Genomic DNA, 21,823 nt, shown 5'->3' with positions numbered 1-21,823 from the left:
TTAAAGTGTGCCAATGGCGCCGGGTACGAACACGGCGTCAACCGGTGCGATGCCATTGATCAATGGCGCGCCGAACTCGGCCTGGCTGATTTCGAAACGATCCCCCGGCTGCGTGCGAATGCCATCGGCAAACGACAGGGTAGCGGTGCCGAAAAAATGCACGTGTACGTCACCTGGGCGCAGGAACTGGCTGTATTTGAAGTGGTGGTATTCGAGGTTTTCCAGGCTGTGGCACATATTGGCCTCGCCGCTGAGAAACTCGTTCTCCCACAGCACCTGGCCATCGCGCAGGATGCGGCTGCTGCCAACCAGATGCTGCGGTAACTCCCCTGCCCGCAGTTCCGGGCCGAACGAGCAACTGCGCAATTTGGAATGGGCCAGGTACAGGTAGTTTTGGCGTTCCATCACATGGTCGGAAAACTCGTTGCCCACCGCAAAACCCAGACGCCAGGGTTTGCCGTCATGGCCGATCACATACAGGCCGCCGATCTCCGGCTCTTCGCCGGCATCCTCGGCAAACGGCGGCAACGGGAACGGTGCCCCCGGGCGCACGACAATGCTGCCGTCGCCCTTGTAGAACCATTCCGGCTGCACCCCCGGTTGTCCGGCCGCCGGTTTGCCACGCTCCACGCCCCATTTGAAGATGCGCATGGTGTCGGTCAGGGTCGTTTCGTCCCCGTCCTGCTGGTGCATTTTGTCCCGCGCCGATGCGCTGCCCAGATGGGTCAGGCCCGTGCCGCTGATCAGCATGTGCGCCGGGTCCGGGTGGTCCAGCGGCGGCAGAATGCGCAGCTCGGCCAGCAGTGCCGGGTAATCATGTGTTTTGCCCAGGCCCTGCAAGTCAACTTGCCGGGCCAGGCTTCTACCGCCCTCGATCGCCGCCAGCGCCAGCTCCCGCGTGCTGGTTGCGTCTTGCACTTCGTGCACCAGGTCGCCCTCCACCAGGCCGACGCGGCGCTCACCGTTGTTCAATTCAAACTGTACCAAACGCATATGGAGTCTCCTTAAAGATGAGTGGCCGGGCGCGCACTGGCCGCGAATTCTTCGGGTTGCAGTGCGTGCTTGCGCTCAAGCACGCGGTACACCACAAAGGTCAGGATGAGGCCGAAGACCATCACACCCGACAGGAAGTACAGCCCCGACGACAGGTTGCCGGTGTATTCCTTGAGTGAACCGATCACAAACGGGCCGATGTAGCCGCCCAGGTTGCCCACCGAGTTGATCAGGGCAATCCCGGCCGCCGCACTGGCACCGGCAAAGAAGCGCCCCGGCAGGGTCCAGAAAATCGCCGTGCAGGAAAACAGCGAGAACGCCACCAGGCACAGCGCCGCCAGTTGCAGTACCGGCAGGGTCAGCCAGGCACTGAAGAACAGCCCGATGGCTCCCAGCACATAGAGCACCGCCAGGTGGCCGTAACGGTCATTCATCCGGTCGGAACTGCGCGGGACAATCAGCAAACCGATGATCCCGAAAATGTACGGCACCGAAGACACGAATCCGGTGGTCAGGTCGCTGCCGCCAAACTGCTTGATCAGCGTCGGCAACCACAGCCCCAGGCCGTAGATGCTCAGGGTCACCGGCAGGTAGAACAGCGCCAGCAACAGCACGCGCTTGTCTTTCAAGGCATGCAGCGGGTTGCCGTGACGGGTCTGGCCGTAGGCTTGCAAGTCTTTTTCCAGCTCGCCCACCAGCCAGTCCTTCTCGTCCTGGCTCATCCACTTGACCTGTTTCGGGCCGTCGGGCAGGTAACGCAGCACCGGCCAGGTGAGCAGGATCGCCGGCAGGCCGATCACGATAAACAGCCACTGCCAGCCGTGCAGCCCGAGCACCCCGTCCATGCCCAGCAGACCGCCGGACACCGGCCCGGTGATCATCATGGCGATGGGTTGCGAAAGGATAAACAGCCCCAGGATCTTGCCGCGATGGCGCACCGGGAACCACTGGGTGATGTAGTACAGAACGCCCGGGAAGAAGCCCGCTTCGGCCACCCCGAGCAAAAAGCGCATCACATAGAAGCTGTGCGGCCCCTGTACAAAGGCCATGCCGATGGTGATGGCGCCCCAGGTAATCATGATCCGGGCGAACCAGCGCCGGGCGCCGAAACGCTCAAGCATCAGGTTGCTGGGGATCTCCATCAAGAAGTAACCGATGAAAAACAGCCCGGCGCCCAGGCCGTAAGCCGCGTCGCCAATGCCCAGGTCGGCCCCCATGTGCAGCTTGGCAAAGCCCACGGCAGAACGGTCTACATAGGCAATCAGGTAGAGCAGGATCAGAAACGGAATGAGTTTCAGCGTGATGCGACGGATAAGCCCAAGTTCCTGGCTCATGAGACGGTCTCCCATTGTTTTTGTTATGGCACCTCTGGAGTGGCCTCAGGCAGTGAAACGCCAGGATCAGCTCTCAGTTGAAATCGACTATATAGTAATACTATTTACCCAACAACCCTTCCACAAAGGGGGCAAGTTCGGTATGTTGCGACCATAAAAGCCAATTAGTCATACAATAAGAGATATCCGCCATGTCTGATAAAACCCCTCCACTGCGTTCGGCCCAATGGTTTGGCAGCGCGGATAAAAACGGCTTCATGTACCGCAGCTGGATGAAGAATCAGGGCATCGCCGACCATCAGTTCCAGGGCAAGCCGATCATCGGCATCTGCAATACCTGGTCGGAACTGACCCCGTGCAACGCGCACTTTCGGACCATCGCCGAGCATGTAAAGCGCGGCGTGATCGAGGCTGGCGGCTGGCCGGTGGAGTTCCCGGTGTTTTCCAACGGCGAGTCCAACCTGCGCCCGACGGCCATGCTGACCCGCAACCTGGCGAGCATGGACGTGGAGGAAGCGATCCGCGGCAACCCGATTGACGGCGTGGTACTGCTCACCGGCTGCGACAAAACCACCCCGGCCCTGTTGATGGGTGCCGCCAGCTGTGACGTGCCCGCCATCGTGGTCACCGGCGGGCCGATGCTCAACGGCAAGCACAAAGGCAAGGACATCGGCGCCGGCACCATCGTCTGGCAGATGCACGAGTCCTACAAAGCCGGGAATATCAGCCTCGACGAGTTCCTCTCGGCCGAAGCCGGCATGTCGCGCTCGGCGGGCACCTGCAACACCATGGGCACGGCCTCGACCATGGCCTGCATGGCTGAAGCCCTGGGCACTTCACTGCCGCACAACGCAGCGATCCCGGCAGTGGACTCGCGCCGCTACGTGCTCGCCCACATGTCGGGCATGCGTGCGGTAGAAATGGTTCGCGAAGACCTGCGCCTGTCCAAAGTGCTGACCAGGCAAGCCTTTGAAAACGCGATTCGGGTCAACGCCGCCATTGGCGGTTCGACCAATGCCGTCATCCACCTTAAAGCCATCGCCGGGCGCATCGGCGTAGACCTGGAGCTGGACGACTGGACCCGCATCGGTCGCGGCACCCCGACCCTGGTGGACCTGCAACCCTCCGGGCGCTTTTTGATGGAAGAGTTCTACTACGCAGGCGGCCTGCCGGCGGTGCTGCGCCGCCTGGGTGAAAACGACCTGCTCCCGCACCCTGACGCCTTGACCGTCAACGGCAAAAGCCTGTGGGACAACGTGAAAAACTCGCCGATTTATGGCGACGACGAAGTGATCCGCGCCATTGAAAACCCCTTGGTGGCGGACGGCGGCATTTGTGTATTGCGCGGCAACCTGGCGCCACTGGGTGCGGTGCTCAAGCCTTCGGCGGCCACCCCGGCGCTGATGAAACATCGCGGGCAAGCAGTGGTGTTTGAAAACTTCGACATGTACAAGGCGCGGATCAACGACCCGGAACTGGAGGTCACTGCCGACTCGATTCTGGTGATGAAAAACTGTGGTCCCAAGGGTTATCCGGGCATGGCCGAGGTGGGCAATATGGGCCTGCCGGCCAAGTTGCTGGCCCAGGGCGTGACCGATATGGTGCGCATCTCGGATGCACGCATGAGCGGCACGGCGTACGGCACCGTGGTGTTGCACGTCGCGCCGGAAGCGGCGGCGGGCGGCCCTTTGGCAGCCGTGCAGGAAGGCGACTGGATTGAGCTGGACTGTGCCAGCGGGCGTTTGCACCTGGACATACCGGACGCAGAACTCGCCGCGCGCCTGGCCGATATTCCACCGCCGCAAAAACTGCTGATCGGCGGCTATCGCCAGCTGTACATCGACCACGTGATGCAGGCGGACCAGGGTTGCGACTTTGACTTTCTGGTGGGTTGCCGCGGCTCGGAAGTGCCGCGCCATTCCCACTGATAGCAGGGCTGCGCGCTGGATCGCAGCCTCGCCGGGGCTTGTATGCGGGGGTAAAGGTAAAAGCTCTGCATATCTGAGGGTTTTTGGGCCCGGGGTAACCCCGAGCAGCATGGAAATGCTCGGCCCCGACATGCCCGTGCCGGGTGAAAACGATGGCCTGCCCCGCCAGCCGGACGTGGCGTATTACCTGTGGATCCGCGCCAACACGACCTGTGAGCTGATCAAGAGCCGCCAGGGGCTGCAGCCGCTGGCTGCATACGAAACGCCACGCCAAACCGGTTGAACGCGTTCATCAGGCCAATGGCATAGGTCAGGTCGGCCAGTTCCTTGTCGCTGAACTCGGCGCTGGCGGCTTCATAATCGGCGTCCGGCACACCGGTTTGCGCGACGCTGGTCACGGCCTCGGCCCATCCCAGGGCCACACGCTCACGATCACTGAACAGCGTCCCGCCCTCACGCCACACGGGCACCAGCACCAGTTTTTCGACCGCAAGCCCCTGCTTGAGCAGGTCACGCGAGTGCATGTCGATGCAGTAGGCGCAGCCATTGATCTGCGAGACCCGCAGGTACACAAGGTCAATCAGCGCCTTGCCAAGCCCGCTGTTCTGCACCGCCATATACACGCCGCCAAAGGCTTTATAGGCTTCAGGTGACGCTTTGGAATAATCGATACGCTTGCTCATGGGCGGTCCTTACCGGGGGTTGGTTTGAGGGCCCATAGTGCGGATTCTTGGCCTGTGGTAAAAGAGCCATAATCCGACTTTTTATGCAGGCCATAAACACCTCGCCATGCGCATCAGCGATCTGAACCCGAACTCCAGCGAACCCATCTACCGGCAAATCTACCGACGCTTGCGCGAGGCCATCGCCAGCGGGTTACTGACGCCGGGCGACCGGGTGCCCGCCGCCCGGTCCCTGGCCAAAGAGCTGGGGTTGGCCAGAAGCACGGTCGACTCAGCGTACTCACTGCTGACTTCCCAGGGTTATCTGCAAGCCCGTGGCCAGGCCGGAACATTCGTGGCCACGGGCGTCAACGCCCAGCCCGCGGCCGCCCCCGCGTCTAGCCCCCGCACCGCACCGGCAGGCGCTGCCACCGCGCCAGCCATCCTGCCCTTTCAAATGGGCCTGTCGGCGCTGGATGCCTTCCCCAGAAAAAAATGGGCGCAAATCGGTGCTCGCTGTGTGCGCAGCACGCGCCCCCAAGACATGGCCATCCCGCCGACCCATGGCCTTGAGTCGTTACGCAGCGCCCTTGCGACTTACCTGCAAGTCGCAAGGGGCATCCATTGCTCGCCTGACCAGGTATTCATCACCTCGGGCTACCGCGACACTCTGGCCCTGATCGCCCACGCACTGCTCAAACCGGGCGACCGCGTACTGGTGGAAGACCCCGGTTACCCGTCTACCCGCCAATTGCTGGAGCACCTGAATATCCACCCGGTCGCCCTTGCCGTCGACCAGGACGGCATGCGCGTATCAGAAGGCCTGAGCGATGCCATCGGCGCACGTGCAGCCGTGGTCACACCGGCCCATCAGAGCCCGTTGTGTGTAGCGCTGTCACTGCCACGCCGACTGGAACTGCTGGCGTGGGCCAACCGGCAACAGGCCTGGATTGTCGAAGACGACTATGACGGCGAGTACCGCTACGTAAGCCGCCCGCTGCCGGCCCTCAAGAGCCTGGACCGCAATGGCCGGGTGCTCTACAGCGGCACGTTCAGCAAGGTGCTGTTTGCGGGCCTGCGCCTGGCCTATCTGGTGGTGCCGGCCGCACAGGTCGAGGGGTTTGAGCGGGCCAGCCAGACCTTCCAGAGCGGTTGCCCGCACCTGACCCAGGCCATCGTTGCGGCGTTCATGAACGAAGGTCATTTTGCGCGCCATATCCAGCGCATGCGCAAGCTGTATGCCGAGCGCCGGACGTTCACCATCAACGGATTGAACAAGGTCCTGGGCTCGCACATCCACATCGACGCCAACCCGGGCGGCATGCATTTGATTGTGCGCCTGAGCGACCGGCAGCCGGACCGGCAACTGGTCCAGCGCATGCGCCAGGCCGGCCTGTTCGCCGAAGCGCTGAGTGACTGGTACGTACAGGGCGAGGCCCCGTCCGCGCTGCTGCTGGGGTTCGCCAATATTGATTCTCAGGCCAGCGCCGAGGCACTGGGCACACGCCTGCTGGCACTGATGCAAACCCGTGAACCTTGAGGGCAGCGCATCGACAGCCTGCCCCTGCCCCCCCGAATACCTATAAGGAAATATCGAAGATGCCCGGCACCGCCCCGCTCCAAAGCTCCGCCAGCCCCGCGCCGCGCCGGACCTACGTTTACGTGTCCAATGCGGCTGACGGCACCCTCAGCAGCTACCAACTGTCCGCCGAAGGCCAACTGCAGCCCCTGGCCACCCTCGAAGCGGGCGCAGGCGCCCTGTCCCTTGCCTTGAGCCCCGACCGCAGCAAACTCTACGCCGCCATCCGGGGCAAACCCTTCACCCTGGCAACTTACGGCATCGACCCGGCCAATGGCGCACTCAAGCTTCTGAAGCGCGCGACGGCGGCTGACAGCCTGGTCTACATCTCGACCGACAACAGCGGGCGCTACCTGCTGGGGTCTTCCTATGGCGACGACCTGCTCAGCGTCAACGGGATCAATACCGACGGCGTGGTCAGCGATAACCCGCAGCACGTGATCGATACGGGGCCCAGCGCCCACTCGATCATCGTCGATGCCAGCAACCGCTTTGCATATGCCACGATCCTGGGCGCCGACCAGCTGCTGGCATTCAACTTCGACCCTGCCAGCGGCGCACTTGCCCCGCTGGCCACGGTCCAGCTGCCACAGGGCAGCGGGCCGCGTCACGCGGTGATATCGGCGGACAACCGTTTTTTGTACCTGCTCAATGAAATGACCGCCAGCGTCAGCACTTTCGCTATCGACCCCCAAAGCGGACAACTCCGTGCCCTCCACGAAATCGACGCACTGCCCGAAGGCTCGGGCCTGGCACGCGGCATGGGCCGGCCCATGCTCAAGCCGGGGCAGCCGACACCGCCACCGTTGCCGGACAACCTGATCTGGGCAGCGGATATCAAGCTCACACCTGACGGGCGTTTCCTCTACACCTGCGAACGTACGGGCAGCACGGTCAGCGTGTTTGCACTCGACCCGCACAGCGGCGTGCCGCATCTGGTGCAACACCTTAAGGTCGAGCAACAGCCACGGGGGCTGGCCGTAGACCCGACGGGGCAATGGTTGCTGGTCACCGGCGAGAAAAGCCCCGAGGTCGGCGTGTATGCCATCGACCCGAGCCAGGGCACCCTCACCCGCCATGCCGCCGCGCCCTCGGGCAAGGGTGCGAACTGGGTGCTGATGGCGAGCTATTCATAATTTCGGCGGGATCAGATAAAGCTGCGAGGCTCGCGCAACAGCGCCTCCAGCTCCACCGGCGGCAGGGGCCGGCAAAACAGGTAGCCCTGCACCTGGTCACAACCGTTTTCGGTCAAGAATGCCAACTGCTCAACCGTCTCCACCCCTTCAGCGATAACCTGCAATTCAAGGCTATGGGCCAGTTCAATGATGGTACGGGCGATGGCCGCATCTTGAGGGTTGATGGTGACCTCGCGGATAAACGCGATATCAATCTTCAGTTTGTCGATGGGGAACCGGCTCAGGTACGCAAGGCTCGAATACCCGGTACCGAAGTCATCAATCGAGATCTTCACCCCGATATCGCGAAGCGTCAGCAAGCTGGCTATGGTGTGGGGCGTGTTTTCCAGTAGCGAGCCCTCGGTCAGCTCCACTTCAAGCCATTGCGGCTCCAGCTGATGGGCCTTGAGCGAACGCTGGATATCAGTGACCAGATCCCCTTCGCTGATCTGCTGCGCCGACACGTTCACTGCAACTTCCAGCAGCCCCAGGCCCGACTGCTGCCAAAGCGAAATCTGATTGCACACCCGGTCAATCACCCACTGACCCACGTGGGAGATCAGCCCGAGGCTCTCCAGCACCGGCACAAACACCGCCGGAGACACCGTGGTCATTCCAGGCCGGTGCCAGCGCAACAGCGCTTCGGCCCCGCAGATCCGACCGTCAGCCAAGCCTATCTTGGGCTGGTAATACACTTCGAACGCCTGTTTGCGCACCGCATCGCGCAGTGCGGTCTCCAGCTCCTGACGCGCAAGCACCTCGACATTCATCTGCGCCGTATAAAACCGGTACGTATCCCTGCCCGCCAGCTTGGCGCGGCCCATGGCCGTATTCGCATGCTTGATCAGGCGGTGTGCGTCAGCGCCATCGTCCGGGTACAGGGCAATGCCGATACAGGCTGTAAGCGGGATGTCATGCCCGGGCAGCTTGAACGGCTCGCGCAGCACTTCACGGATGCGGTCCACCATCTGTCGGGGCCCGGCCTGGCCCTTGCGGATCATCAGGATCAATGCCAGCTCGTCGCCGTCCATCCGCCCCAGGGTGTCGCTGACGTTCAGGCAATTGGACAGGCGATGGCTGAACTCGGCCAGCACCTGATCCCCCATCGCATGGCCCCAGGTCTGGTTGATGTTTTTAAGATCGTTGAGGCCAACCGTGACCACCGCCAGTTGCCAACCCCGCAGCTCTGCCTGGGTCAGGCCCATCTGCAACGTGGTGTAGAACAGGTTGCGGTTGGGCAGGCCGGTCAGCGGGTCGTAGTTGACCATTTTCAGCAGTCGCTCATCGCCGCCCAGCGCCGTGCGGAACCGCTCCAGGTCGATGGTGCGCTTTTGCAGTTGCTGTTCGAGCATCAGGGTATTAACCGCCTGATTGTCGCCAAAAGCCTTGAGCCGTAACAGGTTGCGCACCCGCAACCACAGCTCGTCACTGGCCACCGGCTTGCAGAGAAAATCCTCGGCGCCCGCCTCCAGCCCCGACAGACGTGCACTTTGCTCGCCCTGGGCCGACAGCATGATGATCGGGATATTGGCCGTCGACTTGTTGGCCTTGAGCTGACGGGCCACCTGATACCCGTCAGTGCCCGGCAGCATCGCGTCCAGCAGGATCAAGTCCGGTGCCTGTTGCGCCACCATGGCCAGTGCCTGCTCACCGGAGCTGGCAGTCAGCGTGCGGTAACCCTGGTCTTGCAACAGCAGCTCCAGCAGTTCGCGAACATGGACATCATCGTCAACGATCAACAGTGTGGCAGGTGTATTGGACATGGGGAGCGCTCAAATAAGAGGCTGCAAAGGCGGCTTGATGCCTGATCTGCGGGAGGCTGGCCCATGACTGCACGGCCATATATGAATGGAGTAAAGCACCGATATGGGCCCTTCACCACGGGCGGCGACCAACAAAAGCTGTACCCGGGCGCAAAAAACAAAAAAGCACCCGAAGGTGCTTTTTGTCAGCTGGATGGCTTAACCGCTCATGCCACGGTTTTGGCCCGCGCGCTGTGCAGTTTTTTGTAGCTATCGATCAGGCGCAGGTGCCTGTCGAGCCCTTCCAGCTTCATGCTGGTGGGGGTCAGGCCATAAAAACGCACGCTGGCATCCACCGAACCAATTGCGGCGTCGGTGCGTTCGCTGCCAAACATCCGGCGCAAGTTGGCCTCGTAGTCTTCCAGCTCCAGATCCTCGTCCAGCTTCATCTCCAGCACCACGTTCACGGCCTGGTAGAACAAGCCGCGATCGACGGTGTTGTCGTTGTACTGCAGGAACATCTCGACCGCCTCCTTGGCCTCTTCAAATTGCTGAAGGGCGAGATAAATCAGCAGCTTCAACTCCAGAATCGTCAACTTGCCCCAAGGCGTATTCTCGTCAAACTCGATACCGATCAAGGTGGTGATGTCGGTGTAGTCATCCAGTTCGCTCTCCACCAGACGCTCAACCAGTGCCTGCAGGCCCTCGTCGTCCAGGGCGTGCAGGTTGAGGATATCGGCACGGAAAAACAGCGCCTTGTTGGTGTTGTCCCAGATCAGGTCATCAGCCGGGTAAATCTCCGAGTAGTCCGGCACCAGAATGCGACAGGCCTTGGCACCGATATGCTCGTACACCGCCATGTAGACCTGCTTGCCCATGCCTTCGAGAATACCGAACAGGGTCTCGGCCTCCTGGACATTGGAGTCTTCGCCCTGGCCGGAGAAGTCCCACTCGACAAATTCATAGTCAGATTTTGAGCTGAAGAAGCGCCACGACACCACCCCACTGGAATCGATGAAGTGCTCAACGAAATTGTTGGGCTCAGTTACCGCGTGCCCTTCAAAGGTCGGCTGTGGCAAATCATTCAGCCCTTCGAAACTGCGGCCTTGCAGCAGCTCGGTAAGGCTGCGCTCCAGCGCCACTTCCAGGCTCGGGTGCGCGCCGAACGAAGCGAAAACACCGCCCGTGCGCGGATTCATCAGGGTGACGCACATCACCGGGAACTCACCGCCCAGGGACGCATCCTTGACCAGCACAGGGAACCCCTGCTCTTCCAGCGCCTGGATACCAGCCAGAATCCCGGGATACTTGGCCAGCACGGCTGGCGGTACATCCGGCAGGGCGAACTCGCCCTCGATGATTTCACGCTTCACCGCACGCTCGAAAATCTCCGACAGGCACTGCACCTGGGCTTCAGCCAGGGTATTGCCGGCGCTCATGCCGTTGCTCAGGAACAGGTTTTCGATCAGGTTGGACGGGAAATACACCACCTCACCGTCCGACTGGCGAACAAACGGCAACGAGCAGATACCGCGTTCTTCATTGCCGGAGTTGGTATCGATCAGGTGCGAGCCACGCAGCTCGCCATCGCGGTTGTAAACCTTGAGGCAGTACGGATCGAGAATCTCGACCGGCAGCTCATCCTTGCGCCCCGGCTTGAACCAGCGCTCCTCGGGGTAATGCACGAAATCCGCGTTGGCGATCTCTTCGCCCCAGAACTGATCGTTGTAGAAGAAGTTGCAGTTCAGACGCTCGATAAACTCCCCCAGGGCCGACGCCAGTGCGCCCTCCTTGGTGGAGCCCTTGCCATTGGTGAAGCACATCGGCGATTGCGCATCGCGGATATGCAGCGACCACACGTTGGGCACGATATTGCGCCACGAAGCGATTTCGATCTTCATGCCCAGGCCCGCCAGAATGGCCGACATATTGGCAATGGTTTGCTCCAGCGGCAGATCCTTGCCGGCAATGAAAGTGCCCGCACCGGAACCGGAAGCAGGCATCAGCAATGCCTGCGCATCGGCGTCCAGGCTCTCCACTTCTTCAATCACAAACTCGGGCCCGGTTTGCACCACCTTCTTGACCGTACAGCGGTCAATGGAGCGCAAAATGCCCTGACGGTCCTTGGCGCTGATATCAGCCGGCAACTCGACCTGAATCTTGAAAATCTGGTTGTAGCGGTTTTCCGGGTCAACAATATTGTTCTGCGACAGCCGGATATTTTCGGTGGGGATACTACGGGTATCGCAGTACAGCTTTACAAAGTAAGCGGCGCACAACGCCGACGACGCCAGAAAGTAATCGAACGGACCAGGTGCCGAGCCATCGCCCTTGTAGCGAATCGGCTGATCGGCAACCACGGTGAAGTCATCGAATTTGGCTTCAAGTCGAAGGTTGTCGAGAAAATTGACCTTGATTTCCATGCAGGATTACCAGAATAACCATTAAATAATTGGCGGCCATTATCCGGCTTTTGAGCTTGAAGTCTTGCGCTTTTGCACCCTCACCGCCCACCGGCTCAGGTCAAAACCCGTATTCAGATCGCAGCCACGACCCAAATCCTGTAGCTACTCGGTTGCCGGTCAAGGCATCCCCAGTGGGAGCGAGCCTGCTCGCGAAAGCCGTTCGCGACCAGGCTCGCTCCCACAGCTGAAGTTTTACAGTAGCGGCAGCCGAGGAACCAAGACTGCGTTCAGCGGCGCAGCCGTCGTGAAACCATACAGCGCGGTGTTACACACACCCCACGCTCTCTAGCCCATGCCATGACCAAACACATCATTCAGGTCACAAATTTGCGACACGTCATATATGCGACACTGCCTATATGCACTAACTTCCCGGGCAAACTAACAACTTCACACTTATATAAACCCCTCCTCCCCAACTAACATTCAGAGTTCCACCCGCAACCCGAACTTATAAAAGCCACTTCACCGCCGCTATTTACACAGACATGTCACAATGCCACTATCGGCGTATTGCACTGAACACGGGGCGCCCCGGATACCTGATCCGCACCCCGAAAACCCGCGTTCAGACCAATAGATATCGGCCTTCGCTCACCGGATTCAGCTGGTGACGGTCCCGGCAAGGGCTACACCACAGCCCGGGGCAGCGCCTGCTAGCACAGGGCCACGCCCCTGGCACCTGCCATTGGGCGGGGTTATTTTTAGTCGGGAATGACAAAAATGTTATTTATTGTCGGTCATTAACTATTGATTAACGGCTATATAGCCTGAATAAAATTCTTTGCCTATTTAAAGGTTGATATTGCGATGGTTTCGCAGTTAATATTTTCGGTGTTCATCTTCGTAACGACCCTTTATCCGTAATAAAGCGGGAGCAACTGTGCTTCCGCCCAGGCCATCGCCACATCAAACTGATGCGGGCAGCCTTTATTGATAGGCACCGCCATTCCCTGGATCGGGGATATTGGTCGTGACGAATCGTTAAATGCTCTCGCCGGCTGAGCATGTTTGGCACAAAGGAAGCTGCCTTGTTTAAACGAATCATGATTGTCTGCATTGGCAATATTTGCCGCAGCCCCACCGCCGAACATCTCATGCGGGTCGCCCTTGCGCCATCCGACATCGTCGTGACCTCCGCAGGCCTCAGCGCCGTAAAAAGCAAGCCCATCGAAGCCACCGCTGCCGCTGTTCTTGAAGAACACGGCCACGCCGTGCCCGAGCACATCTCCACCCAGCTGACTGCCGCCAAAATAAATGAGGCTGATCTTATTTTGGTCATGGAACAACATCATATTGGTGGTGTCCTAAGCCTCGCTCCCGAGGCGAGGGGCAAAGTGTTTCTGCTGGGCAAATGGCAAGACAACCGCGAAATCAACGACCCGTACCGCCAGGGCAAGCCTGCTTTTGTGCACGCGTACGCACTGATTGATGCCGCCGTAAATGCATGGGCCCAGCGTATAAAGCGCTGAGTCATTCCACGAATTATCTGTGAAGAAAAAGAACCGACTTATGCAGCAAGCACCCGTGATAAAGCCCCATGAACAAGATGACGGCAACGACGAAATTGACCTTATGGGGCTGCTGGGCACGCTAATCGACCACAAATGGTTGATTGCTGGCGTGACAGGCGTCTTTATGGCTGCGGGTGTTGCTTACGCCCTGCTGGCTACACCCGTGTATCAAGCCACTGCGCTGATACAGGTTGAAGCCAAGAAAAACGATATGCTGGGTTTCTCCGACATCGGCAGCATGCTTGGCAAAGAGTCGCCGTCAGCGACAGAAATCGAACTGATCAAGTCCCGTAAAAATATCGGTGCAGCAGTTGACAACCTGCAACTGGATATTGAGGTCGAGCCTAACTATTTCCCTCTGATTGGTGAGTTTCTCGCTCGGCGCTTTAAACCTGAAGCAGAAAATAGTGTAGCCAGTCCCCTGTTAGGCATGAACAGCTTTGCTTGGGGTGGCGAACAACTGAAACTAGCCAAGTTTGAGATCCCCCAAGAGTTACTGGGCACAGATCTGACGCTGATCAGCGGTGAATCAGGTAACTTTAGCCTGTTTGATGAAGATAATAATCTGTTAGCCAAAGGTCAGGTCGGACAAGTTTATGACCAAAATGGTATTAAGCTGCAGGTAGAAACCCTGCAAGCCAATCCCGGCACAAAGTTTAATGTAGTGCGTAGCCCTCGCCTGACCGCTATTTTGAACTATCAGAAATCCCTGGATGTTGCCGAGCGCGGTAAAGAGTCCGGCATGATTAGCATCGCACTCGAAAATACAGAGCCTACAAAAGCCATTCAGACTCTGAATGAAATCGCTCGCCTGTACGTGCAACAAAACATTGAGCGTACTTCGGCCGAAGCAGCACAGAGCTTAGGTTTTTTGAAAGATCAGTTGCCTCAGGTACGCAAGGACCTAGAGAAAGCTGAAACCGCGCTGAACCAATTTCAGATTCGTAGCAAGTCGATTGATATCAGCCTTGAAGCCAAGGCAATTCTCGACCAAATCGTATCGTTGGACACAGCCATATCGACACTTAAACTGCAGCAAGCCGAGATGGACCGCAAATTTACTCCTCAGCATCCAGCCTACCGAGCGTTGATGGGGCAATTGGCCGAACTGACGAGCAAACAACACCGCTTGGCAAAACAGGTAGAGGGTTTGCCTAGCACTCAGCAAGAATTGCTCAGCCTGACACGCGACTTGAAAGTCAGCACCGAGATTTATACCCAGCTACTCAATAAATCCCAAGAACTGGATGTAATGCGTGCTGGTGCCGTTGGTAATGTGCGTCTGATCGATATCGCAGATGTAGACTTAAAAACCCCTGTAAAACCGAAAAAAGCGTTGATCGTGCTGATCGCTACACTGTTCGGTGCGCTCCTAGGTATTGGTTGGGTACTGTTTCGCAAGGCACTCAACCGCGGAGTGGAAAACCCCGACGATATAGAAAAACTTGGCTTGCCGGTGTATGCCTCTATTCCATTCAGCTCACTACAAAAAGTTGAAGACGAAAAAAGCACAAACGGACGTGGAACCCGTGCTACCCCATTGCTGGCTAGCAGTCACCCAACAGATTTGGCTATTGAAGGGCTGCGTAGTCTACGCACAAGCCTGCACTTTGCCATGCTGGAAGCCAACAATAATCGCCTGATGATTTCCGGCCCGAGTCCGAAGGTAGGGCGGCGGCAAAAACTGAGTGCAACACCTGACCTTTCCGGTACGGTGCTGCCCCTATGTCTTATACCGAACTCAGCGTTGAAGAGCGCGCCACCATTCAAATCGGTCGTACCCAAGGCTTCAGCCTGCGCAGGATTGCCTGCTTGATCAACCGATCCCCTTCGACCATCAGCCGTGAGCTGCGCCGTAACCGAGGTGCTTGCGGTGGCTACTCGGCCCGTCTGGCCCAGCAGCAAATGCAGGCCCGCCGCCAGGTTTGTCGACCGGCGCGAAAACTGTTGCCGGGTAGCGAGCGCTTCGAACTGGTGACCCATATGCTGCGTGAGCGTTTGTCTCCCGAGCAGATTGCCGGCAAGCTGCGCAGCATGAACATACCCAACCTGCGAGATGCCTACGTCTGTCGCGAGACGATCTACAACGCGATCTATGCCCTGCCAGTGGGTGAGCTGCGTAAGGAGCTGATCATCTGTCTGCGCCAAGGCAAGACGACGCGCCGGCCGCGCTCTGGCGGCGTGGATCGGCGCGGCCAGATCCCTGAGATGGTCAGTATTCATGTGCGCCCGCCGGAGATTGAAGACAGGCTGATGCCGGGGCATTGGGAAGGCGACCTCATCAAGGGCAAGGCCAACGCCTCGTCCGTCGGTACGCTGGTGGAACGCACCAGTGGCTACCTGATGCTGGTGAAGATGAACGACGCGACGGCGACTTCGGCGCTGGAAGGCTTCAGCGCCGCGCTCAATGGCATGCCGCTGGAGATGCGCAAGAGCATGACTTACGACCAGGGCCGGGAGATGGCGCGACACGCTGAGATCACCCAAAGAACCGGCGTGGCGATCTACTTCTGCGACCCGCACAGCCCCTGGCAGCGCGGCAGCAACGAAAACATCAACGGCCTGATTCGCCAGTACTTGCCCAAGGGCACAGACCTGTCGGTACATAGCCAGGAGGAGCTGGACGCCATTGCGCTGCAACTGAACATGCGACCGCGCAAGCGCTTCGACTTCAAATGCCCCATCGAGGTGATGGGAGAGGTCATGCAAAATGCCATGGCGATGCGGCATGATGCTCCGGCTTCAATTCAATAACCGTGTTGCACTCAGCTCCTGCAACCGCCTAGGTAAATCTTTCGTATCCGCCAACCTAGCAGCAGTGATTGCACAATCTGGGCAGCGGGTACTGCTTGTAGACGTTGATATGCGTAAAGGCTATATCCATAAAATATTTGGTATTCCCGTAGGAAATGGCCTATCTGATTTACTGGCCAAACGTTGTGACCTTGATACTGCCATTCATAAAAGTGAAGTCGAAAATCTCGATGTGATCGGCCGCGGTCAAATTCCTCCGAATCCGTCTGAATTGTTAATGCATAAAAACTTCAGTGAGTTCCTCGAACAGGTCAGCGCCAAATACGACCAGGTAATTCTGGATACTCCGCCATTCCTGGCAGTTACTGATGCTGCCATTGTCGGCCGTCAGTCGGGCACTAACCTGATTGTGACCCGCTTCGAGCTAAACCCGGCCCGTGAAATTGAATTGACCATGCGTCGCTTTGCCCAAAATGGCATTGAACTCAAAGGCGCCATCTTTAATGGCGTTGAAAAACGCGCATCGGCCAAGTACGGCTACGGCGCCTATGGGTATTACAACTACGAATACAAGTCTGACAGCGTTTAAAACAGCATCATTTCAAATGGTTACCTAACGCCCTTAATTACCTAGGGGCGTTTTTTACAGCATCTGCCAGGCATAAGAATGCTGCACAAGCTAACTCAGCCGCTTTCAGGGACTTGCGAGTAATCCTGGGGCGGTAGCGTGCCTAATCGAGAGTTCAGAAGATGTCATTAATGTCCGGGGTACCTTTCTAGCTCAGCAAAGTCATCAGTAATAGGTTGCGACTCACACCTCTTACTAGTTCAGCGGAGAGTTATGAAAGCTGCGATTTTTTGGAGTTCATCACAGTCAAACTTTAACTAAATAGTTGACTGATTCAAAAGATCACAACCTTTGTTCATCGAGCCAAAGTTTCAAATTTTAAATCATTCAATTTTTATCACCAGCCATACGCTCAAAGGGAATCGACATGAAAGTCACAGTTTTTGGCATCGGCTACGTCGGCCTAGTTCAGGGCGCCGTCCTCGCAGAGGTAGGCCACGACGTAGTTTGTATTGACATAGATGCCAACAAGGTCGAGCGCCTTAAGCAAGGCTTTATTCCAATCTACGAACCCGGTTTAGAAGCACTGGTAAAAGAAAACCACGCAGCAGGACGATTGAACTTCACTACTGATGCCGCAGCAGGAGTGAAGCATGGTGAAGTCCAGTTTATTGCAGTAGGCACCCCCCCGGACGAAGATGGTTCAGCAGATCTTAAATATGTATTGGCTGTTGCTGAAACCATTGCTCAGCATATGGAAGGCCATCAGATCATCATTGATAAATCTACTGTCCCGGTAGGTACAGCAGACAAAGTTAGTGCTCGTATCAGACAAGTATTAGCTTTACGTCAGCGTGAAGATTTGAGCTTCGATGTGGTGTCCAATCCTGAATTTCTCAAAGAGGGTTCTGCCGTCGCAGACTGCATGCGTCCAGATAGAATAGTTATCGGCACCAGCAGCGCAGCAGCAGAAGACGTGATGCGCGAACTATACGCTCCCTTCAATCGCAATCACGAAAAAATAATTTTAATGGATGTGCGCAGTGCCGAGCTGACTAAGTATGCAGCCAACTGCATGTTAGCGACGAAAATCAGTTTCATGAATGAAATGTCCAATTTGGCAGAAATGCTCGGCGCCGATATCGAAATGGTTCGCCAAGGCATAGGTTCGGATCCACGTATCGGTTACCAATTCTTGTACGCTGGCGTCGGTTACGGTGGCTCGTGCTTCCCCAAGGATGTACAGGCGCTAATCCGCACTGCGGACAGTATCGACTTTGATGCCAAGGTACTCAAGGCCGTAGAAAGCCGTAATGACGAGCAGAAATCTGTACTATTTAAGAAAATATCGAAACATTACAATGGTGACCTGAGTGGAATGACGTTCGCTCTATGGGGACTTAGTTTCAAACCTAATACTGACGATATGCGTGAGGCCCCTAGCCGAGTACTAATAGAAGCTCTATGGAAGGCTGGAGCCAAAGTTCAAGCCTATGATCCAGAAGCCATGGAAGAAACCCAACGAATTTATGGTAGCCGAGATAATCTAAGCTTGTGCGGCACTAAAGAATCTGCACTTAAAGGCGCAGATGCTCTAGTCATTGTGACCGAATGGCAAGCTTTCAAAGCTCCTGATTTTGAACTTATAAAGGAACAACTTAAACAAGCCGTAGTTTTCGATGGACGAAATTTGTTTGACCCAAAACGGATGAATAATAAAGACATCATGTACTATTCGATCGGACGCTAAGGCACATACACAACAGCTATTCTTCGCGCCTGTAAGGCTTACGCTAACCAGGCGCGTCGTTATTAAATACTACTTAAAAAGATGACGAACATTATTACCACCTACTCATAAGGCACAAGATAATCGAACCCTAACTACACCCTGGTTCGATTACAGACAGGCTGGACCATAGCCAAAAGCCTAAATTCCAAGTCCACAACTTAAGCGTTATCATTACGACTCTGATATAAAAACCAAAACATCCAAACCACTGTCCTTGCTCTGTATGTTCTGTAATTACTAACAGTAACATCATCAAAACTGACCATTGAAAGCCGGACACCAATGCAAAAATTCAAACAGCTATCTCTACTTGCACTTACAATTTCAGCCAGCGGCATAAGCTTTCTAACCTCATTAATAATCGCAAAAATCTATCAAACTACCGAATTCGGAGAATTCGCTTACTACTTCGCCATTGCGACGATCCTTTCAGGTTTTTTATCGCTACGAATCGACACTACCTCTCTAGTTCACCCAGAACTAAACGGCACTGACAAAGTATTTATAATATTGGCAACATCAGCAACCTTACCAGTTGTGATTTTTTTCGGCGACACCAATGCTACGCTTACACTAATGTTAGCGGCTTCGATGGCAGTATTCACTTCAAGCGCATATAGCCTTATCCCAAAAAACAAACAGACATTAATTGGACTCTTCAAGCTTATACTTGCCGCATCAATTCTTTCAACACAAGTTTTAATTAGCCCTCTGGAGATAAGCTCCAACAAATTACTACTAGGAGCTACTCTAGCAAACATAGTTGTATCCGTATTTTTCGCAATAGCCTCCAAAGGTAAAACCAACAAAATCAATCTACAAAATGAAATAAAAAAAGTTTACGACAACGGCTGGTCAATTTCTAAAAATCTAGCCGCATGGTTCATAGAAACATCAATCTCATTCACTCCAATCATCATAATAACTGCAAAATTTAGCCCTCATAGCGCGGGCCTATTTGCCTTTTCTGAAAAATTATTCAGAGCACCAACCGCCATAATTATATCTTCCGTTATACCATTCGCCATCAACAAGCTCATGAAATCTTCAAAAGCCATTCCAACCATCAAAAAATACTGGATTGGCAGCGTGATACTAACATCACCTCTTCTACTCACGCCCATAATTGCCGAGCCTCTTATCTCTTATGCATGGGGGCAAGAATGGTTAGAGGCTGCACAGATATGCATCACTCTCTTCCCTCTATTTATTCTTCAGACCGTCGTTGGAGGAACGAATTTTATATTCAACAAGACAAACAAACTAACTTTATACTCAACCCTACAAGCTGTGCATTTAGCAGTAATATATTTAGCACTGACTTTTCCAGATTCGCTATTAACGTCTTTGAAGTTATACATGGCTACCTCTGTTACATTTTACCTACTCATAGCCCTCCTACAATTAAAGCTCGGAAAAGAGAATGATAAAATCAATTTTAGCTAAAATCTTTTACAAGATAAATGTGATCAAACACTCCTTAATATGCAACAGAATATCCATAGATGCTGAAATAGGAAAAGACGTTAGGATAGCGAGAGGTACAGAATATATTGGAGATGTAAAAATCTCATTTGGATCTACCGTTGGGAAAGGCAGTTACATAAATTCCGGGATTATACAGAACACCTCGATCGGCGAATATTGCTCTATTGCCTATGGTGTCATGATCGGTCTTAGAGAACACGACCATACATTCCAAACAACCTCTCCAATTTTGGCAGGCGAAAAGTATGGAAACTCAGAACTTGCCAACATCCCACGAAAAAGAACTACTATCGGAGATGGCACCTGGATTGGAGCAAACTCTATAATCCGTCAAGGTTTAACTATAGGTAAGGGCGCAGTAATAGGTGCAGGATCAATTGTACTGAAAAATGTTCCTGATGGTGAAATCTGGGCTGGCAACCCCGCAAAAATGATCAAAACGAGAATAAACCTTGACTAAGCTTCTGATACTAGTAAAGAAATATCCAACCGAGCATGAGCCATACGCCCTGGCTTATGTACACTCGAGGTGTATCGAGTACAAGAAACGCGGCGTTAGTTTTGACGTGCTGTCGTTTGATAACTCCATAGCATACAACTACCAAGGCATCAGTGTTATAACTCGCGCTGAAGCTGCATTAAATATAGCTAACTACACACATATCATTTCGCACGCGCCTAATCTACGACAGCACTTACCATTCCTACTTAAGTATTGCGTAGGCAAAAATAAAACTTTTTTTCTACACGGCCACGAAGTACTTATAAAAAGCCACCATTATCCGAAAGCTTACAACTTCACATCCAAAAACACACTACACCGCTTAGCTCACAACCTCACACACAGCATATACGACTCAGTAAAAGTAAGATTATTACGCCATCTTATTGCAAAGACAAGAAATTCCAAATTCATTCTAGTTAGTCAGCACCTAAAAAATCTTGCTCAGAAGGATTTAAAAACAAAATTCCCGAACAACAAAACACACATAATAAACAACTGCGTCAATGAAGAATTTATAATCAACTCATACACTTCTTTAACTCCAAAAACAGCTGATATCGTAACAATACGACAGCTCGATAACTCTACGTATTGCATGGATATTGTACGCAAACTGGCCTTAGATAATCCAAAGCTAACATTTACAGTTTATGGAAAAGGCGTATTTTTTGACTACTATCTACCACCGCCAAACGTTACAGTTATCCAGAGCTTTTTTAAACACGATCAACTGCCCGAAATACTTTCCGCTCACAGAGTAGCCCTCATGCCGACAAAGCATGACACTCAAGGTGTTATGTCATGTGAAATGGCAACATTCGGAATTCCATTAATAACGTCAAACATAAGTGTTTGCCAAGAAATATTTTCAGGTATGCCAAACGTAGCTCTAATTGATAACGACTCTACAGTTGACTTAGAAACACTTATTCATTCACTGACAAAAGACTTATCCCTTCCTAACAAAATAAAGTTCAGTCCGGCGCATACCACCGAAAAAGAACTTTCCGCCATAATTGATAAATCATGAAAATCCTACGCGTACCACAATCTACCTCTCTGCTTCTCTGCATGCTGTTGACAACATTGATTGCAACAGACAGCTTGAAGATCGTAGGGTTTGCCGCGCTAGCGATGACACTTTTAATCACACTTAAGAAAAATATAAGAGCACAAAAAAAATCGCCGCTCACCATAAAAAAAGATCTTGCGTACTTTTATCTATGGCGGCCGCGAAAACTGAGTGCAACACCTGACCTTTCCGGTACGGTGCTGCCCCTATGTCCTATTCCGAACTCAGCGTTGAAGAGCGCGCGATCATTCA

General features: G+C 54.9%; 15 protein-coding genes and 3 pseudogenes. 13 read left to right on the top strand and 5 right to left on the bottom strand.

From position 1 onward, the window contains the following. The gene (gene araD1 / locus ACZRMS_RS20745) at nt 1–993 is read right to left on the bottom strand and encodes an AraD1 family protein (protein WP_463996859.1); all 993 of its coding nucleotides are present in this window, start codon (nt 991–993) and stop codon (nt 1–3) included. 11 nt (nt 994–1,004) lie between these two features. Beyond that, nucleotides 1,005–2,327: an MFS transporter gene (locus tag ACZRMS_RS20740; RefSeq protein ID WP_463996858.1), complete on the bottom strand. Its 1,323-nt coding sequence runs from the start codon at nt 2,325–2,327 to the stop codon at nt 1,005–1,007. Nucleotides 2,328–2,518: 191 nt separating this feature from the next. On the opposite strand from ACZRMS_RS20740, the gene ACZRMS_RS20735 reads away from it, so the two are divergent. Beyond that, nucleotides 2,519–4,255: an IlvD/Edd family dehydratase gene (locus ACZRMS_RS20735; protein ID WP_463996857.1), complete on the top strand. Its 1,737-nt coding sequence runs from the start codon at nt 2,519–2,521 to the stop codon at nt 4,253–4,255. Nucleotides 4,256–4,340: 85 nt separating this feature from the next. Then, nucleotides 4,341–4,538: pseudogene (locus ACZRMS_RS20730) on the top strand (hypothetical protein); the annotation flags it as partial. Here the strand turns inward: ACZRMS_RS20730 and ACZRMS_RS20725 are convergent. After that, the gene (locus ACZRMS_RS20725) at nt 4,477–4,938 is read right to left on the bottom strand and encodes a carboxymuconolactone decarboxylase family protein (RefSeq protein ID WP_463996856.1); all 462 of its coding nucleotides are present in this window, start codon (nt 4,936–4,938) and stop codon (nt 4,477–4,479) included. The pseudogene ACZRMS_RS20730 and the gene ACZRMS_RS20725 sit on opposite strands and share 62 nt — an antisense overlap. A 106-nt stretch (nt 4,939–5,044) precedes the next feature. On the opposite strand from ACZRMS_RS20725, the gene pdxR reads away from it, so the two are divergent. Together pdxR and ACZRMS_RS20715 are read left to right on the top strand one after the other, a co-directional pair. Continuing rightward, nucleotides 5,045–6,457 carry a MocR-like pyridoxine biosynthesis transcription factor PdxR gene (gene pdxR / locus ACZRMS_RS20720; protein ID WP_463996855.1) on the top strand — a complete coding sequence of 471 codons (1,413 nt, stop codon included), beginning with the start codon at nt 5,045–5,047 and terminating at the stop codon, nt 6,455–6,457. A 59-nt stretch (nt 6,458–6,516) separates the two neighbouring features. Further along, nucleotides 6,517–7,632, top strand: a complete 1,116-nt coding sequence (locus ACZRMS_RS20715; RefSeq protein ID WP_463996854.1) for a lactonase family protein — start codon at nt 6,517–6,519, stop codon at nt 7,630–7,632. 11 nt (nt 7,633–7,643) lie between these two features. Here the strand turns inward: ACZRMS_RS20715 and ACZRMS_RS20710 are convergent, their stop codons facing one another. Both ACZRMS_RS20710 and ACZRMS_RS20705 read right to left on the bottom strand, forming a co-directional pair. Further along, on the bottom strand, nt 7,644–9,434 hold the full coding sequence (locus ACZRMS_RS20710) for a putative bifunctional diguanylate cyclase/phosphodiesterase (RefSeq protein ID WP_463996853.1): 1,791 nt from the start codon (nt 9,432–9,434) through the stop codon (nt 7,644–7,646). Nucleotides 9,435–9,640: 206 nt separating this feature from the next. Beyond that, a complete protein-coding gene (locus tag ACZRMS_RS20705; protein ID WP_463996852.1) occupies nt 9,641–11,836 on the bottom strand; it encodes an OsmC domain/YcaO domain-containing protein in 2,196 nt (731 codons plus the stop codon). Nucleotides 11,837–12,909: 1,073 nt separating this feature from the next. Between ACZRMS_RS20705 and ACZRMS_RS20700 the strand changes: the two genes are divergently transcribed. The 9 genes and pseudogenes from ACZRMS_RS20700 to ACZRMS_RS20660 all read left to right on the top strand — a co-directional run. Beyond that, the gene (locus ACZRMS_RS20700) at nt 12,910–13,350 is read left to right on the top strand and encodes a low molecular weight protein-tyrosine-phosphatase (protein ID WP_463996851.1); all 441 of its coding nucleotides are present in this window, start codon (nt 12,910–12,912) and stop codon (nt 13,348–13,350) included. 40 nt (nt 13,351–13,390) lie between these two features. After that, a pseudogene (locus ACZRMS_RS20695) lies at nt 13,391–15,067 on the top strand (GNVR domain-containing protein); the annotation flags it as partial. Nucleotides 15,068–15,117: 50 nt separating this feature from the next. Then, nucleotides 15,118–16,146: an IS30-like element ISPsp7 family transposase gene (locus ACZRMS_RS20690; protein WP_048391870.1), complete on the top strand. Its 1,029-nt coding sequence runs from the start codon at nt 15,118–15,120 to the stop codon at nt 16,144–16,146. Then, nucleotides 16,142–16,735, top strand: a pseudogene (locus ACZRMS_RS20685) (polysaccharide biosynthesis tyrosine autokinase); the annotation flags it as partial. The gene ACZRMS_RS20690 and the pseudogene ACZRMS_RS20685, both read left to right, overlap by 5 nt. A 406-nt stretch (nt 16,736–17,141) precedes the next feature. Beyond that, nucleotides 17,142–18,464, top strand: a complete 1,323-nt coding sequence (locus ACZRMS_RS20680) for a UDP-glucose dehydrogenase family protein (protein ID WP_463996850.1) — start codon at nt 17,142–17,144, stop codon at nt 18,462–18,464. A gap of 324 nt (nt 18,465–18,788) precedes the next feature. Beyond that, nucleotides 18,789–19,952, top strand: a complete 1,164-nt coding sequence (locus tag ACZRMS_RS20675; RefSeq protein WP_463996849.1) for a lipopolysaccharide biosynthesis protein — start codon at nt 18,789–18,791, stop codon at nt 19,950–19,952. After that, complete coding sequence (locus tag ACZRMS_RS20670) at nt 19,930–20,454, top strand: DapH/DapD/GlmU-related protein (RefSeq protein WP_463996848.1); 525 nt, start codon at nt 19,930–19,932, stop codon at nt 20,452–20,454. The genes ACZRMS_RS20675 and ACZRMS_RS20670 overlap by 23 nt, the downstream gene beginning before the upstream one ends. Next, nucleotides 20,447–21,529, top strand: a complete 1,083-nt coding sequence (locus tag ACZRMS_RS20665; RefSeq protein WP_463996847.1) for a glycosyltransferase — start codon at nt 20,447–20,449, stop codon at nt 21,527–21,529. Before ACZRMS_RS20670 ends, ACZRMS_RS20665 begins: the two co-directional genes overlap by 8 nt. Further along, nucleotides 21,526–21,823: hypothetical protein (locus ACZRMS_RS20660; protein WP_463996846.1), on the top strand; the 298-nt coding region annotated here is incomplete at its 3' end. The genes ACZRMS_RS20665 and ACZRMS_RS20660, both read left to right, overlap by 4 nt.

The sequence above is a fragment of the Pseudomonas sp. B424 genome, from assembly GCF_055408345.1.
This window is presented reverse-complemented; position numbering and strand designations above follow the sequence as displayed.

Coding starts and splice junctions, on each gene's coding strand:
- araD1 (WP_463996859.1), bottom strand. CDS start 993: ATGCGTTTGGTACAGTTTGAATTGAACAACGGTGAGCGCCGCGTCGGC.
- ACZRMS_RS20740 (WP_463996858.1), bottom strand. CDS start 2,327: ATGAGCCAGGAACTTGGGCTTATCCGTCGCATCACGCTGAAACTCATT.
- ACZRMS_RS20735 (WP_463996857.1), top strand. CDS start 2,519: ATGTCTGATAAAACCCCTCCACTGCGTTCGGCCCAATGGTTTGGCAGC.
- ACZRMS_RS20725 (WP_463996856.1), bottom strand. CDS start 4,938: ATGAGCAAGCGTATCGATTATTCCAAAGCGTCACCTGAAGCCTATAAA.
- pdxR (WP_463996855.1), top strand. CDS start 5,045: ATGCGCATCAGCGATCTGAACCCGAACTCCAGCGAACCCATCTACCGG.
- ACZRMS_RS20715 (WP_463996854.1), top strand. CDS start 6,517: ATGCCCGGCACCGCCCCGCTCCAAAGCTCCGCCAGCCCCGCGCCGCGC.
- ACZRMS_RS20710 (WP_463996853.1), bottom strand. CDS start 9,434: ATGTCCAATACACCTGCCACACTGTTGATCGTTGACGATGATGTCCAT.
- ACZRMS_RS20705 (WP_463996852.1), bottom strand. CDS start 11,836: ATGGAAATCAAGGTCAATTTTCTCGACAACCTTCGACTTGAAGCCAAA.
- ACZRMS_RS20690 (WP_048391870.1), top strand. CDS start 15,118: ATGTCTTATACCGAACTCAGCGTTGAAGAGCGCGCCACCATTCAAATC.
- ACZRMS_RS20680 (WP_463996850.1), top strand. CDS start 17,142: ATGAAAGTCACAGTTTTTGGCATCGGCTACGTCGGCCTAGTTCAGGGC.
- ACZRMS_RS20675 (WP_463996849.1), top strand. CDS start 18,789: ATGCAAAAATTCAAACAGCTATCTCTACTTGCACTTACAATTTCAGCC.
- ACZRMS_RS20670 (WP_463996848.1), top strand. CDS start 19,930: ATGATAAAATCAATTTTAGCTAAAATCTTTTACAAGATAAATGTGATC.